Genomic DNA, 16,466 nt, shown 5'->3' with positions numbered 1-16,466 from the left:
TGAATACTACTTCGTGTTCCCAGAAGCTCGGTCATTTATGGCCGAGTAGTTCACGTGTATGTGCGGATGAGGCGGCGTGAATGTGTACTTGGGGATGAGCACTGCATTTAAAAAAAGAGGACTTCCCTGCAAGTGCAGAAGAAATCCCTCATTGAAGATTATATTTTGAATCGAAGTTCGTAATCGTGATGCGGCCAATCGTGAGCGAAACCCAGACCGTCATCTGCAGGAGAAACATCATGAGGACGAATGCCAGCATGCGCGGACTCCACATGGTGACGAGCTCCCTGATGACGAATCCGGGGTCAAGGAAGAGGTAGGCCGTGTGCAGGCGCAGGAATCTGCCGACGTAGACACCGACCGATGAGAAGATTGTCAGGACCGTGACGATGATTGTGCGCCAGCCGAGACCCGGCCTGCGGAACCTGACCTGAAGCGTCTGCGTGACGTATTCGAGGCTCCAGGCGCCCATCAGGCAGCAGGCCAGGGCGCTTACGACCAGGTTGGTGAAGTAGAGCCAGAGATGCAGGTCGAACTTCATCAGGCCGGTTGCGGCATCGTAGGGATTCATGCGCGCAAGGTGAAAAAGGTCCGTCAGAACGTACGGGGCATTCGGATAGAAGAGGAGCCAGCATACGAAGAGGAGCCAGTAGATGATTTTTGGCTGTTGTTCGTTCATGTGAAACGAAATCTCGACTGGGAGGTATGCCAGAAACGTGTTGAGCACAAGGAAACTGAAAAAGTTCTCCTGGCGGTAGATCGTCAGATACGCATAGATGATGTAGATGAAAAATGCAGTTCTGACCACCCATTTGAATCTTTTAGACACTTTTTTCACCACCTTTTTTATTGATAGTTCCATTGTATCAAAAACTGACGTGTTTTTTTTAGTTTTGCATCAATCGTTGTAAAATTTTTAGGTTTTCTGCCAAGTAACATTTTTATGATGGACGTGATATAATGTATAGTTGTAAAAATAAACAGTGAGGGGGTATTTTGTTGCAGGTTTTAGGAAGTATCTTCACTTTGCAGCATGTGGTCAACGTGCTGGACGTTCTGGTCGTCTGGTATGTAATCTACGTGCTTATGATGCTGCTTCGCGGGACCAAGGCCGTTCAGCTGTTCAAGGGCGTCGTCGTCATCATCGTCGTCAAGCTGATCAGCTGGTATGTCGGCCTTGAGACGCTCTCCTGGATAATGGACCAGGTGATCAACTGGGGAATCATCGCGATTATCGTGATTTTTCAGCCTGAAATCAGACGTGGTCTGGAACACCTCGGGCGCGGTTCCCTGTTTACGTCATACAATAAGAAGGAAAATAACGAAGAGAAGATGGTCGAGGCTCTGGATCAGGCGATTCAGTACATGTCAAAGCGCAGAATCGGCGCCTTGATCACGATTCAGATGAATACCGGCCTTGAAGACTATATCGAAACCGGCATCAAGCTGGATGCCGACATTACGGGAGCTCTGCTGATCAATATCTTCATCCCGAACACGCCGCTTCACGATGGCGCAGTCATCATCAAGGACAACAAGGTTGCCGTTGCCGCCGCGTATCTGCCGCTTTCCGAAAGCAATCTGATTCCAAAGGAACTCGGAACAAGACACCGTGCGGCCGTCGGCATCAGCGAGGTTACGGACGCCCTGACGATTGTCGTTTCAGAAGAAACCGGCGGCGTGACGATTACGAAGAACAACGAACTGATCCGCGATCTCACCCGTCAGGATTACCTCAAGCTTCTGAGAAACGAGCTTGTTCCAAAGGAAGAAGACAAGAAGCCGTCCGTCTTTGAAAGAATGGCCCAGGCCTTCTGGAAGGGAGGACACAAGCATTGAAATTCCCTAAGATTGACAATACGAAGTTCTTGTATCAGCTGGTTTCGCTTCTGTTTGCGCTGCTCCTTTTCTTCTACGTAAATTATCAGCGCCTCGGTTCGACGAGAACGACTGACGGCAAGTCTCAGTCGCCGGCAGTTCTGATGACCAACAAGACAGTCAGGATGACGATGCCGCTTGCAGTCAACGTTGACAATGACAAGTACTTCGTGACCGGATATCCGGAAAAGGTTAAGGTCAGGCTTTCTGGTCCGAGTGCGATGGTCAAGGCGATGGACAATACGCGCAACTTTGAGGTCTATGCGGATCTGTCGAAGCTGAAAACCGGCACTCATACCGTCAAGTTCAAGACTTCCGGACTCAGCAAGGAGTTGACGGCTTCGATCGAGCCCGATTCGGCCGTCATCAGGATTGAGCGCCGCAGGACGATCACGATGCCGATTCAGTCACGCTATGACGCCGGGCAGATTTCAAGCGGATACGCTGCCGGAACGCCGACATTGAGCAGCCAGACGGCAAGCATTACGGGCGGACAGAGGTCCATCAGGAAAATCGTCGGCGTGGTTGCGAACGTGAATTTGCCGGACGGAACAAGCTCCGCATATTCAAAAAACGTCGTTCTGCAGGCAATCGACAAGAACGGCAAGACGGTGCCAAACGTCGTTATCAGTCCGGAAACCGTTCATGTGACAGTTCCGGTCAATCTGGCGACGTCAACAAAGACCGTGCCGTTGCTGCTTGAAGCTGGTGCCGGCGGTGTTTCCGGGAAAAGCTATAATTTCAGTTCGACAACGAAATCGATTACGCTTCACGGAACGAAGACGGCTCTCAAGTCGATTTCTTCGTACCGCTTAAAGGTTCCGATTGTCGGGATTGACAGCACGACGACGAAGACGATTAAGATTTCGCCGACCGAAGCGGGAATTACGTCCGTTTCGCCGAATTCGGTTCAAGTAACGATTGAGGTTCAGTCGTCAGGAAGTCAGCTTCAGTCAAGCGGATCAACCGGTTCAAACGATTCTTCCGGTTCGGACAAGCAGACGACGACGGACAGTGACGAGGATAACAAAAAAGACGATGACAGCAGCAACAATAACAGTTCGAGCTCGTCGTCAACTTCATCTTCTTCTGAAGATTAGATAAACACAGAAATGAGGATTTTGAAAAATGAAATATTTTGGTACAGATGGTGTCAGAGGCATTGCAAACGAGACGCTGACTCCCGAACTTGCATTCAAACTCGGTCGTTGCGGCGGTTACGTGCTGACACAGCATGCTGAAGGCAAGCAGCCGCGCGTCCTGGTTGCCCGCGATACGCGCATTTCAGGGCAAATGCTTGAACAGGCTTTGATTGCCGGCTTGCTTTCAGTCGGAATCGAAGTGTTCACTTTGGGCGTCATGACGACTCCCGGCGTTGCATATCTCGTTCGTCTGCAGGATGCTGATGCGGGAATCATGATTTCCGCTTCGCACAATCCGGTTCAGGACAACGGCATCAAGTTCTTCGGCGGTGACGGATACAAGCTTTCGGACGATCAGGAAGAGGAAATCGAAGCCTTGCTTGAAAAAAACACCGACGATCTTCCGCGTCCTTCCGCAGAAGGCCTGGGAACGGTCAGCAGCTACCGCGAAGGCGCGCTCAAGTATCTGCAGTTCCTTGAACAGACTATTCCGGATGATCTTGAAGGCATGCACATCGCAGTTGACGGTGCCAACGGCTCGACGAGCAATCTGGTTTCACGACTCTTTGCGGATCTCGGCGCTGAATTTGACACGATGGCAACGAATCCGGACGGACTCAACATCAACAAGGGCGTTGGTTCGACTCATCCCGAAGCCCTGTCCAGGTTCGTCGTTGAACAGGGTGCCCAGGTCGGCGTTGCCTTCGACGGTGACGGCGATCGCTGCATCGCAGTTGACGAGCTCGGCAATATCGTCGACGGTGACAAGATCATGTTCATCTGCGGCAAGTACATGAGTGAACGCGGCCGCCTGAAGAAGGATACGATCGTTACAACCGTCATGAGCAACATCGGTCTGTACAAGGCGATGGCAAAGAACGGCCTTAATTCCGTCAAGACTCAGGTCGGCGACCGCTATGTCGTCGAAGAGATGCGCAAGGACGGCTACAATGTCGGCGGCGAACAGTCCGGCCACGTTGTCTTCCTTGATTTCAACACGACCGGTGACGGGATGCTGACGGCCCTTCAGCTTCTGAACGTCATGAAGCAGACCGGCAGGAAATTGTCAGAACTTGCTGCAGAAGTGACGACTTATCCTCAGGAACTCGTCAACGTTCGCGTGACCGACAAGAAGGCTGCGCTGGACAACGAGGTCATCAAGGCCGCAATTGCCAAAGTTGAGGACAAGATGGGCGACGAAGGCCGCGTGCTTGTGCGTCCAAGCGGCACCGAAGACCTGCTGCGTGTCATGGCGGAAGCTCCAACGCAGGAGCTTGTGCATGACTACGTGATGGAAATCGTGGACGTCGTCAAGAAGGAAATGGGCGTCTGATTCTGCGTGTCTGCAGTTGAGTTGATGTGCATGTTTGAATTTTAGAATACAGATGAGGCTCGGAAATGCTTCCGGGCCTTTTTGATGTGGCGGATTAGGTGAGGGCGGGAATTACGGGCAAAAAGCCGAAAACTGAGATTTGCCCGTAACCCATTCAAAAATCGGAACAGGCACTGCATTTTCCAGAGAAGATTCAGCAGCAACCTCGGAAAGCAACAAAAAAAGCCTTTTAAACAAAGGCTGATCATTTGTGAAAAACGTGATTCAATGTGTACGTGATTACGCGCAGGACCAGATAGCAGCTTGCGGAATAAACGAAATAGTAGAGAATAACAAACAGTAAGGGCACGTACCACATCCCCATTGAAAACAGTGAGGAAACCGTCTGGAGTTGCATATCGTCCGGTGAAGCAAGTGCCAGTTTGAAGAGTTTGATTAAAATGAGTCCCGCCCCGATGAAAAGACTCAGTGCAAGTTGTTTTTTGTTAATCATGAAAAATGCCCCGCAATCCGTTGAGTTCACTTGACTATTATAGTATGGATCGCGAAATTATGCCAATTTTCAGCTGAAATCATGATTTCCTTACTGGAAAATGCAGTTTCTGATTGCTTCGCGGAAATTTTCATGCAGAATCCAGTTTCGAATTAACCGTTCCCTGGTTAAAATCGGCAGGAAAACAAGCACATGATTACCGTTATCTTGCAGTTTGATAAATTTTTTCTTATTTATTGTTGACAACGCTTTCTGTAAGCGTTATTATGTACGGGTAAGGTATTAATTAATTTACCTTCTAATCAATTCTCTTTCTCTCTTATGCCAACCACTGTAACCTGTGTGATTACGGTGGTTTTTGTTTTGCATGAACGGAATTTAGGATATAATTGAGTTGGGAGGAATGATGATGAAGAGCAACGAGACTTTGAATCTGATTGAGGAAATTACGCGAAATGACGGCAGCAAGTATTATGAAGTGTCTGACATTGCGCAAAACGGTCGTGCTGAACTTGCGGCAATCCGCGGCTTTATCAAGAGCGTTCGGATTTTGCAGCTGAACATTCCGCGTTCAAAAAACGTGATTGCATACGAAAATTACATCAACGAGAACTTTGAGATGCCTGAGGAGGATTTTGACCATTTTGAGGAGTGGAAGCGAACGCCCGAGATGGAGGAAATCGTTGAGAATATTCTGCGCGAAAATCACATTGCGTAAAAATCCGGAACATTGTTTTAGGATGACGGCGACAAAAACGCTCGGATTCAGGCATGGTTGAAGAAGCAAGACCGTTCGGACTCCGGGAAAGGAGATATTCGTGCAGCATTCCGGAATTCATTTTCAAAAGCGTGAATCTGCATAAAGTTCCAGAAACTGATGCTTGGATTAAAATATAATTAAAAAGAGTCCTGTGAAAAGACAGGACTCTTTTTTGTTAACGCTTTGGAAAACGAGGTTGTCGTTAAAAAAGTATAGTTTGCCAAAATATAATAATAGCAAGGAATTAATGAGCTTTGGCCTCCGGTTTATCAAAGATGACAAGGCATGTTTCAATGAATTTTCAATTCTGCTTGAATGACTATACAGAAACTCATTTCGCATTAATGAATTTCTTAAATTCTTCAATGAAAAAGTGTTGACTTATCATTGAAGAAGTGGCTTGATACGGGAACTGTAAACGCAAACAAAGTTTTTACATAAAAATGAGAAAATATCAACTGATTTTTATGCAACTGTGATATGATGTCATTAGAGAGGTAATTAACAGATACTGCTGGTCGAATTCTGCAAAGGGGGACTTTTTATGGAAAAAGCGGATTTTAATCTCGAAAATGCGCTCAAGACCTTTGCTGCCGGCGAAAACTATCATGCCGAGCAGCTGTTTGGACCGCATAGAGTTGAGGAAGGTTATCTTTTTCGAGTCTGGGCGCCGAATGCGCAAATGGTCTGGCTCGTCGGGGACTTTAACGAGTGGGAGGACACGCTTCCGATGGAAAGGGACGGATACGGCGTGTGGAGCGTTCTGGCGGATGATGCAAAAGAGGGGCAGTTGTATAAGTTCAAGGTCAGGCAGAGCACCGGGAGAACAGTCTACAAGATCGATCCGTATGCGATGAGGTTCGAGGAGCGTCCGAACGATGCTTCGATCATCCATACGATTCCTGAATTCAAATGGAGCGACGGACTCTGGCGCGGGCGAAATAAACGCTCGAACTACTTCGAACGGCCGATGAACATCTATGAAGTGCATGCGGGATCCTGGAAGAACCATGATGACGGCAGACCGTACGATTTCGACGATCTGACGGAAGAACTCGTACCGTATCTCAAGAAGATGAACTATACGCACGTTGAGTTCATGCCGCTGATGGAGCATCCCCTCGATGCCTCCTGGGGATACCAGTTGATCGGGTATTTCGCATTTTGTCAGGCATACGGCACTCCTGAGCAGTTTCAGCGCTTCGTCAATGAATGCCACAATCAGAACATCGGCGTGATCGTTGACTGGGTTCCCGGACATTACTGCATCAATGACGATGCCCTGGCTTATTTTGACGGAACCGCAACCTACGAGTATGAAGACCATGACCGCGCATCGAATCCGGAATGGGGCGCACTGAATTTTGACCTGGGAAAGCCTCAGGTGCAGTCGTTTCTTATTTCAAGCGCGTTCTTCTGGATTGAAGAATTCCACCTGGACGGGCTTCGAATCGATGCGGTGTCGAACATGATCTATCTTGATTACGGCGACAAGCCCTGGAAGCCGAACAAATACGGCGGAAACCGCAACCTTGAAGGATGGCACTTTCTGCGCAAGTTCAACAAGGTCGTCAAATTCGCACATCCGAAGACGATTCTGATTGCCGAGGAAAGTTCGGCGGGCACCAAGGTCACGGGGATGCTTGAAGAAGATTCGCTCGGATTCGACTACAAGTGGAACATGGGCTGGATGAACGACGTCCTGAACTTCTTCCAGATGGATCCTCTCTTCAGGGGCGATCATCTCGACATGCTGACTTTTTCCTGGATGTACCGGATGTCCGAAAATTTCGTCTTGCCGCTTTCGCATGACGAGGTCGTGCACGGCAAGAAGAGCCTGATGAACAAGATGTGGGGCGATCGCTACCGCCAGTTCGCACAGCTGCGCACGCTTTATGCCTATCAGATGACGCATCCCGGCAAAAAGCTCCTGTTCATGGGAAGCGAATGGGGACAGTATCTTGAATGGAGATATTATGAAGGACTTCCGTTCGGAGATCTGGAAGACGAACTGAATGCCAAAATGCAGCATTTCACTGAAACGCTGAATAAACTGTACAGGGAGGAAAGGGCTCTGTGGGAAACCGAGAATACGCCCGAAAGCCTTGAGGTCATTGATGCGGACAACCGCGAGCAGACTATTCTGAGCTTCATTCGCCACGGCAAGAAGAAAAACGACTTTTTGATAATCATCATGAACCTGACGGCAGTCGAGCAGAAGGACTTTTCAATCGGAGTGCCTTATCCCGGAACCTACAGGGAAATCCTGAACACCGAGACAAGGGAATTCGGAGGCACGCTTCTGCGACGGAATCCTCAAAGGAAGACCAATGATGCAACGTTTAAAAATTACGATCAGAGCATTAAGACGAACGTGCCGGCATTCGGCACGCTGATTCTGAAGCCGGTCGACGTCAATACGCGCTACGTCAACCATCTCTATCGGATGACGGATGATGAAAGGAAGGAAGACAGGAGAAAGAAACTAAGCCCGCGAAAGAAGACGAAGATTGCCGTAAAAACGGGATCCGTGAAAACTAAAAAGGTCACAGGCGAAAAATAACAGCAGGAAGGAAGGTGGAGGATGGAATTTTTCCATCCTGTAAAATGAAAAATGAAATGCTTGCCATGATCCTGGCGGGGGGCAAAGGGACTCGCCTGGGAAAATTAACGCAGAATATTGCAAAGCCGGCCGTGCCCTTTGGCGGAAGGTATCGCATCATTGACTTTACGCTCAGCAACTGCGTGAATTCCGGGGTCAAGAACATCGGCGTCATTACACAGTATCAGCCGCTTGTGCTGAACGATCACATCGGCAACGGTGCAAGCTGGGGACTTGACCGTCTCGATTCCGGCGTCACGATTCTTCAGCCTTATTCGAACAATGAGGGCAGCAAGTGGTTCGAGGGAACGGCACATGCCATTTACCAGAACATCGACTATATCGACATGATGGATCCGGAATACCTGCTTGTTCTGTCAGGCGATCACATCTATAAGATGGACTATGAGGACATGCTCAATCAGCACAAGGCAAACAATGCGGCCCTGACCGTTGCCGTAATCGACGTGCCATGGGATGAGGCGAGCCGCTTTGGCATCATGAACACCGATGAGAACGACCGGATCACTGAATTTGAGGAAAAGCCGGCCGAACCGAAGAGCAACCATGCTTCGATGGGAATTTACATTTTCACGTGGTCGCGGCTCAGAAACGTCTTGATGAACAGCTTCCAAAAGGACGTCGACATGTACGACTTCGGCAAGAACGTCATTCCGTTCTACATCAAGAGCGGCGACAACGTCTACGCCTACCACTTTTCGGGCTACTGGAAGGACGTCGGCACGATCGATTCCCTGTGGCGCGCAAACATGGAGTTCATCGATGACGAAGGCGGGCTTGACATCCGCGACAAGAACTGGCGCATCTATTCGAAGAATCCGATTGCGCCGCCGCAGTTCATCACCGAAAAGGCTGACGTCGAAAACTCGATGATCGTTGACGGATGCTTCATTTCAGGGGAAGTCAGACACAGCATCCTGGCGGCCAACGTTCAGGTCAAGGAGGGTGCTTCAATCAGGGATTCGGTCGTCATGACAGGTGCTTCGATCGGCAGGAACGTCAGGATCAACCGTGCGATTATCGGTGAAAATGCAGTCATCGGCGACGGCGCGGTCATTGACGGAACGGATGAGGTTGCAGTTGTAGGGAATTCAGAAGTGATAGGGGTGACCGTAGATGAAGGCTAACAAGATGTGTGCCATTCTGGGCAACGAACACGAATACAGCGGGTTGATGCCGTTAACGGAAAATCGTCCGCTTTCAACGCTTTATTTTGACTGCAAATACAGAATTATGGACTTTGCGATTTCAAGTGCCGCCAATGCCAATATCCGCACGGTTTACATTATCTTGAACGAAGGCCGCGTGAAATCCGTCTTCGATCACCTGGGAGGCGGTCGCGAATGGGGACTTGACAGCATCGGGAGCTATCAGTATCTGAGCTTTTACCAGGACATTCTGCGCAAGAAGGCCGAAGGCAAGGATTACTACTGCAACATCATTGACTTCCTTAACAAGTCGAAGTCCGAATACACTGTATTTATCGGCAACAAGATGCTGTGCAACATCGATCTCCGGACCGTGCTCAACGTTCATCAGTCGCAGGATGCCACGATGACGGCGGTTTTCAAGCGCGTTCCATGCGAAAAGATTGCAAGCGACGATCAGATTCTCGATCTGAGTTCCGACAACCGCGTGACGGGGCACACCAGGTTCGGCAACGTTGAAGAAAATCAGGACTTGTACAATCTGTCGATGAGCATCTTCATGGTCAAGACGGACTGGCTGACAGAGGCCTTGAAGGAAGGCGAAAGCATCGGGATGCCGGCAAGCATCGAGGAATTCCTGATCGAGCAGCTCGGCAGGGTCGACACCTATGCCTATGAATACAGCGGGTATCTCAGCAACATCTACAACATGAAGAGCTATTACGATGCGAACATGGACATGCTTGATCCCGAGAACTTCAATTCACTGCTGTTTTCGAGCCAGAAGGTGATTACGAGGACGAAGAATGAAGTTGCGACGTATTTTTCAAGGGATTCAAGGGTCAGCGCAAGTCAGCTGGCAACGGGCTGCGTCATTGACGGAAGAATCGATCACAGTCTGATTTCGCGGCGCACGACGGTTGAAAAGGATGCAGAAGTCGTCGGCTCAATTGTGATGGCAAATGCCAATATCAAGCAGGGCGCAGTCGTCAGATATGCGATTCTGGACAAGTACGTGACGGTCGAACCAGGTGTCAGAATCGAAGGCACGCCGGAAAATCCGGTCGTCATCAGGAAACATGCACACGTTGACGCTGACATCATCGGGGGGTGAAGCAAATGAAGATTCTTTTTACGGCTGCCGAATGTGCTCCGTTTTTCAAGACAGGCGGACTGGGCGACGTTGCGGGAGCCCTGCCGAAGGCTCTCGCTAAGAAAGGCAACGAGGTTCGCGTCGTTTTGCCTTTCTATACGACGATGCCTGAAAAATATCAGGAAAAACTGACCGATCTGTTCAACTTTTACGTCGGAGTCGGCTGGCGCATGCAGTATTGCGGCGTCAAAACGCTGAAGATGGACGGGGTCCAGTATTATTTTCTGGACAACAAGTACTATTTTGACCGGCCGGGAATTTACGGGTATTACGATGACGGCGAACGCTTTGCCTTCTTCCAGCAGGCGGTGATCGAGTTGATGCAGCGTATCAGCTATATTCCGGATATCCTGCACTGCAACGACTATCACACGGCGTTCATTCCGTTTCTGCTGCGTGAAAAGTACGGCTGGATCGAAGCCTTCAGTCACATTGCGACCGTTTTGACGATCCACAATCTGGAATTTCAAGGGCAGTACGGCAGGGAGGTCATGCCGGAACTGTTCGGGATGAGTGCCGATCGTTATGATGACGGCACGATTCAGATGGGAGATGCCGTCAACTTCATGAAAGCGGGCATCTTCTATGCCGACCGCGTCAATACCGTCAGCCCGTCCTATGCCGCAGAGATTCAGACGAAGGAATTCGGCTGCGGCCTTGACGACATTCTGAGAATGTGCAGCTTCAAGCTGTCGGGAATTCTGAACGGGATTGACTATGAAACGAACGATCCGGAAAAGGATCCGGCCATTCCATATAATTTCTCCGCCGGAAATCCCGCCGGCAAGAAAAAGGACAAGGCGGCCCTGCAGAAGAAATTCGGACTGCCGGTCAAGCCTGACGTGCCGTTGATCGGGATTGTCAGCCGGCTGACCTACCAGAAGGGATTCCAGCTCGTTTCCCGGGAAATGTCGAATCTGATGCAGTTCAATGTCCAGCTGGTCGTGCTTGGAACCGGTTATGCCAACTTTGAGCATGATTTCCGCTATTTCTCAGGGCGCTATCCTGAAAAATGCAGTGCCTGCATCGACTTTGACGTTGAGCTTGCACAGCAGATTTATGCGGGGTGCGACATGTTCCTGATGCCGTCCGCATTTGAGCCGTGCGGGTTGTCGCAGATGATTTCAATGCGCTACGGCACGCTGCCGATCGTTCATCAGATTGGCGGGCTCAGGGATTCGGTATGGGCATATAATCCGATTGAAGGAGTCGGCACTGGATTTGGCTTCGAGGAATTCGGTTCGTTTTGGATGATGGAGGAAATCAAGCAGGCAATAAGCGTCTACAACAAGCAGCCGAAAGTCTGGGCAGGCATGATGAAGACGGCGATGACCTCTGATTTCAGCTGGGACAGTGCAAGTCAGCATTATCTTGACCTGTACGGACAGATTTTACGTTAGTTTGCGTTTGTCGAGGAGGTAAGAGTATGGGAATCACTAAGGAACAGTTTATCAGGGAATTCAAGCGGCGTCTGACCGATGAATATGCCCTGGATGTCAAGGATGCAACGCCGGAAGAGCTGTACCAGACGCTGGCGGCAGTCGTCAAGTCCGGGTATTCCGACATCTGGCGCAGGACGTGGAAGAATTACATCAAGGAAGACCAGAAGCAGGTCTATTATTTTTCAATCGAGTTTCTGCCGGGGCGGCTGCTCAAGAGCAATCTTCTGAACATGGGCTGGTACGAGCTGGTTGATTCAGCCTTCAGGGAGATGGGACTCAGTCTTGACGAGGTTGCTGAAGCGGAACGAGACATGGCTCTGGGAAACGGCGGTCTCGGCCGCCTGGCGAGCGCCTTCATGGATTCGAGCGCATCGGACGGACTTCCGGTCAACGGCAACGGAATTCGCTACAAGTACGGTCTGTTCAAGCAGAAGTTCGTTGACGGCTATCAGGTCGAACTTCCGAACGAATGGCTCAATCAGGGAAACGTCTGGGAAGTTGCGCGCGAAAGCAAGGCCGTTGACGTCAGGTTCGGCGGAGAGGTCTATTTGGAAGAAGTTGACGGAGTGCTGCAGCCTGTTTACAAAAATCCCTATGTCATCAGGGCTGTTCCTTACGACACGGGAATCGTCGGCTACAGGAACAGTCACGTCAACACGATGAGACTGTGGGATGCGCAGATTCCCGCCTCTGAAGAAGTCAAGTTCCCGACCATTGAATCGAGAAGAAAAGTCGAGGACCTGACCTCCGTTCTTTATCCGGACGATTCAAACGAAGAAGGCCGCCTGATGAGACTCCGCCAGGAATACTTCTTCGTTTCGGCCGGACTTCAGAGCATCGTGCGCCATTACAAGAAGTACGGGAAGCCGATGAACGAAATTTCCGATCATATCTCCGTGCACATCAATGACACTCATCCGGCAATGTGCGTTGCCGAATTCATGCGCATCCTGCTCGATGATGAAAGGATGGGCTGGGATGAGGCCTTTGACCAGACCGTCAGGACGATGAGCTATACGAACCATACGATCATGTCGGAAGCACTTGAAAAATGGCCGGTTTCACTGATTGAACGCGTGCAGCCGCGCATCATGCAGATCATTGCGGAAATCGACCGGCGCTATGCGCTTGAGCTTGCTGAAAGAGCAGAGACGGACTTGATTTCGAAAACGCGCATCGTGAACAACGGCATCGTGCATATGGCACATCTTGCAATCATCGGATCACACAGCACGAACGGCGTGGCCAAACTGCACACGGAGCTTCTGGAACAGGACGTCCTGAAGGATTTCCACCACCTTTATCCGGAGCGCTTCAATAACAAGACGAACGGAATCACGGTCAGACGCTGGCTTCAAATCGCCGATCCGCGCCTTGCGAGGATCATCGACAAGGCAATCGGAACGAAGTGGCGCAGCAACCCGAAGGAGCTTCACAATCTCGCAGCGCATCTCAACGACCGGCGCCTGATTGCAGATATCGGCAAGGCCAAGCATCAGAACAAGGTAGATCTTGCAAAATACATCAGGCAGACGACGGGAATCACCGTTTCGCCCGATGCGATCTTTGACGTTCAGGTCAAGCGGCTTCACGCATACAAGCGGCAGCTGCTCAACCTGCTGAAAATCGTGAAGTATTATCTTGACCTGAAGGACGATCCGAAAAAGGACGTCGTGCCGCGCGTCTTCATTTTCGGTGCCAAGGCTGCCCCAAGCTATCATTATGCAAAATCGATCATCAAATGCATCAATGAGGTCGGCAACCTGATCAACAACGACAAGACGATCAGGGACAAGCTCAAGGTCGTCTTCCTGGAAGACTACGGGGTATCGCTTGCCGAAAGAATCATTCCGGCAGCAGACGTCAGCGAGCAGATCTCGACGGCCACAAAGGAAGCATCCGGCACTTCCAACATGAAGTTCATGCTCGACGGTGCCCTGACCGTTGCGACGCTTGACGGTGCAAACATTGAAATCAAGGATTACGTGGGCGAGGACAACATCTTCATCTTCGGCCTGAAGAAGGAGGAAGTCCTGCAATACGAAGCCGATCACAGCTATCAGTCAGGCGACTATTACGCAAATGATCCGATTCTGCATCGCGTGCTTGATGCGTTTGTCGACGGAACGATTCCTTCAATCAGCGCAGAAGGTGCGGAAATTTTCAATTCGCTCGTGCATGCCAATGATGAATACTTTGTCCTGCGCGACTTTGAAGATTACCTGAGAGCACAGGATGAAGTCGAAAGGACGTACCGCAATCCGTCGCTCTGGAACAGGAAGTGCCTCGTCAACATTGCAAATGCCGGCTACTTCTCATCTGATTATACGATTCAGAAGTATGCCGACGAAATCTGGCACGTTGCCCCTTCTGACCAGTTGGACGGAAAGGATCGTGGAGCAAATGGCCAGTATCCACTTTAATCCCTGGAGCGAAGAGTACAAGCGGCCTTTTGGAGCAGTCAGGGCAGGTCAGTCCGCAGAGTTCATGATTGAAGTCTATGACGCGTACGTTAAAGTCGTTGAGCTGGAGATCTATCGCGACGGCGAATCAACGCCCTGCATTTTGCAGATGGAAGACCAGCATGACGGGCGCTATCGCTGCACGTACACGGCCGGTTCGGCGGGACTTCTGTTCTATTACTTCAAGCTCGTTTTGTACGAAGACAATTCTGAGCAGACCTGCTACTACTGTCCGGGACTTGGCGTCACGCAGGATGAGGGCGAACTTTCCGGGCATTCCTACCAGCTGACGGTCTATGAAAACGAGGTTGAAGCACCCGGGTGGTATCGGGATGCGGTCTGCTATCAGATTTTTCCGGACCGGTTCGCAAACGGGAATCCCGACGGCAGAATCGACGGCCGCAAGCCGAACAGCTTCATCTACGGGACCGCTTCCGATCTGCCGATGTACATTAGAAACAAGGACGGCGGCATTGACCGCTGGGATTTCTACGGCGGCAATATTCGCGGCATCATCGAAAAGATTCCTTATCTGAAGGAACTAGGCATCACGATGATCTACCTGAATCCCGTCTTTGAGGCGACCAGCAACCATCGCTATGATACCAGTGACTACATGAAAATCGATCCGATGCTTGGAACCGAGGATGATTTTGCAGAGCTTCTGAAAAAACTGCATGCAAACGGGATTCACGTGATTCTGGACGGCGTGTTCAATCATGTCGGCAGGAACAGCCGCTATTTCAATGCGGGCGGACTTTACGGAGAGAACGAAGGTGCCTTTCGCAACAAGGAAAGCAGGTATTATCCGTGGTTTCACTTCATTCACTACCCCGATTCCTATGATTCGTGGTGGGGCGTGTCCGACCTGCCGACCGTTGACAAGGAAAATCCGAGCTATCAGCAGTTCATCTACGGGAAAAAGGACAGCGTCATCAGCAAGTGGACCGGTGCGGGCGTTGACGGCTGGCGGCTTGACGTTGCGGACGAACTGACGGACGACTTCATTGAAAATATCCGCAGGACTCTGGATGATTACAAGGAGCGCGTCCTGATCGGCGAAGTCTGGGAGGATGCATCAAACAAGGTTGCCTATGGCAGGCGCCGCCGCTATGTTTATGGCAACGGGCTATACGGCGTCATGAACTATCCGCTGAGAAAGTGCATCATTGATCTGGTGTCAGGATCCAGAGCCCCGCTTGAGATTGCGCGTGAACTGATGCAGCTTCGCGAAAACTATCCGCGGGATTTCTTCTTCAATTCGCTGAACAATCTTGACACGCATGATACCAAACGCATCATTACAGCGTGTTCCGGAAACATGCAGCTTGTCAGAACAGCGTGGGAGCTTTTGTTCATGTTTCCCGGGATTCCCTGCATCTACTACGGCGATGAAGCAGGTCTTGCCGGTGATTCCGATCCGGACAACCGCCGCTTCTTCCCATGGGGGCACGAAAATCAGGAGATGCTTCAGTTCATGAAACGGCTGATTTCAAAGCGCCGGTCATCGCAGGTGCTGAAATGCGGCGAGCTTGCCTTGTTCGTTTGCGGAACGTTCTTTGGCATCGGTCGCTTTTCGGGTGATGAATCTGTTGCATATCTTGTCAATGCGTCCGGTTGCGAAGCGGAATTCAACCCGGATGACCTGCAGTGCTTCCATGACGAGGCAGGGCTTGGTGCCAGGCTGTGCCAGGCTTTTTCCGGGAAGAAGTTCGGTGCCTTTGAAAGCGGCGAAATTTGAACGGAATATTTATAGGAGAGAGGCTGAGAAAAAGCTATGTCTCCAACAAAAGTCCAGGATGATTTGCAATTAACTGCAAATCATCCTGGACTTTGTTTGTGTATGCAACGGTAAATGCGTGCTTTGACCGCACCAGGGGATGCCATTTACGGGCAGATTCCAGAAATCGTTGTTTTGCCCGTAATCGGGAGCAGGAATTTACGGGTTCATGAACGCTCGCTTCCACACCTTGTTAAAATCAGGCTCAGACCAGCAACAAGGCTCATGATAAGTTCGTGCCGCGTCGCGACT

General features: G+C 50.4%; 12 protein-coding genes. 10 read left to right on the top strand and 2 right to left on the bottom strand.

All coding sequences use genetic code 11. The features are described 5' to 3' along the window. Positions 1 to 148: 148 nt before the first annotated feature. Positions 149 to 829 carry a DUF1361 domain-containing protein gene (locus V7Z60_RS05380; protein ID WP_334116823.1) on the bottom strand — a complete coding sequence of 227 codons (681 nt, stop codon included), beginning with the start codon at positions 827 to 829 and terminating at the stop codon, positions 149 to 151. Positions 830 to 996: 167 nt separating this feature from the next. Here V7Z60_RS05380 and cdaA point away from each other — a divergent pair, with 167 nt between their 5' ends. Genes cdaA through glmM form a run of 3 tightly spaced genes read left to right on the top strand, consistent with a single transcriptional unit; the run spans position 997 to position 4,353 of the window. After that, a complete protein-coding gene (gene cdaA, locus V7Z60_RS05375) occupies positions 997 to 1,839 on the top strand; it encodes a diadenylate cyclase CdaA (protein WP_334116822.1) in 843 nt (280 codons plus the stop codon). Further along, positions 1,836 to 2,978, top strand: coding sequence for a CdaR family protein (locus V7Z60_RS05370; protein WP_334116821.1), 1,143 nt, complete (start codon positions 1,836 to 1,838; stop codon positions 2,976 to 2,978). Before cdaA ends, V7Z60_RS05370 begins: the two co-directional genes overlap by 4 nt. A gap of 28 nt (positions 2,979 to 3,006) precedes the next feature. Beyond that, positions 3,007 to 4,353, top strand: a complete 1,347-nt coding sequence (glmM, locus tag V7Z60_RS05365) for a phosphoglucosamine mutase (RefSeq protein ID WP_334116820.1) — start codon at positions 3,007 to 3,009, stop codon at positions 4,351 to 4,353. A 244-nt stretch (positions 4,354 to 4,597) separates the two neighbouring features. Here glmM and V7Z60_RS05360 read toward each other — a convergent pair whose 3' ends face one another. Continuing rightward, complete coding sequence (locus V7Z60_RS05360) at positions 4,598 to 4,846, bottom strand: hypothetical protein (RefSeq protein ID WP_334116819.1); 249 nt, start codon at positions 4,844 to 4,846, stop codon at positions 4,598 to 4,600. 409 nt (positions 4,847 to 5,255) lie between these two features. Here V7Z60_RS05360 and V7Z60_RS05355 point away from each other — a divergent pair, with 409 nt between their 5' ends. The 7 genes from V7Z60_RS05355 to V7Z60_RS05325 all read left to right on the top strand — a co-directional run bounded on the left by V7Z60_RS05355 (position 5,256) and on the right by V7Z60_RS05325 (position 16,175). Further along, positions 5,256 to 5,564 (top strand): hypothetical protein, encoded by a 309-nt coding sequence (locus tag V7Z60_RS05355; protein WP_334116818.1) that lies wholly within the window; start codon positions 5,256 to 5,258, stop codon positions 5,562 to 5,564. A 586-nt stretch (positions 5,565 to 6,150) separates the two neighbouring features. Further along, positions 6,151 to 8,169, top strand: a complete 2,019-nt coding sequence (glgB, locus tag V7Z60_RS05350; RefSeq protein ID WP_334116817.1) for a 1,4-alpha-glucan branching protein GlgB — start codon at positions 6,151 to 6,153, stop codon at positions 8,167 to 8,169. Positions 8,170 to 8,213: 44 nt separating this feature from the next. Then, positions 8,214 to 9,356, top strand: a complete 1,143-nt coding sequence (locus tag V7Z60_RS05345; RefSeq protein ID WP_334116824.1) for a glucose-1-phosphate adenylyltransferase — start codon at positions 8,214 to 8,216, stop codon at positions 9,354 to 9,356. Then, the gene (gene glgD, locus V7Z60_RS05340; RefSeq protein WP_334116816.1) at positions 9,346 to 10,491 is read left to right on the top strand and encodes a glucose-1-phosphate adenylyltransferase subunit GlgD; all 1,146 of its coding nucleotides are present in this window, start codon (positions 9,346 to 9,348) and stop codon (positions 10,489 to 10,491) included. Before V7Z60_RS05345 ends, glgD begins: the two co-directional genes overlap by 11 nt. Positions 10,492 to 10,496: 5 nt before the next feature. Then, on the top strand, positions 10,497 to 11,930 hold the full coding sequence (glgA, locus tag V7Z60_RS05335) for a glycogen synthase GlgA (protein ID WP_334116815.1): 1,434 nt from the start codon (positions 10,497 to 10,499) through the stop codon (positions 11,928 to 11,930). Positions 11,931 to 11,956: 26 nt separating this feature from the next. Then, positions 11,957 to 14,395 carry a glycogen/starch/alpha-glucan phosphorylase gene (locus V7Z60_RS05330; RefSeq protein WP_334116814.1) on the top strand — a complete coding sequence of 813 codons (2,439 nt, stop codon included), beginning with the start codon at positions 11,957 to 11,959 and terminating at the stop codon, positions 14,393 to 14,395. Continuing rightward, a complete protein-coding gene (locus V7Z60_RS05325; RefSeq protein WP_334116813.1) occupies positions 14,376 to 16,175 on the top strand; it encodes an alpha-amylase family glycosyl hydrolase in 1,800 nt (599 codons plus the stop codon). Before V7Z60_RS05330 ends, V7Z60_RS05325 begins: the two co-directional genes overlap by 20 nt. Positions 16,176 to 16,466: the final 291 nt, after the last annotated feature.

It is taken from the genome of Ligilactobacillus sp., from assembly GCF_036846325.1.
Classification (GTDB): domain Bacteria; phylum Bacillota; class Bacilli; order Lactobacillales; family Lactobacillaceae; genus Ligilactobacillus.
This window is presented reverse-complemented; position numbering and strand designations above follow the sequence as displayed.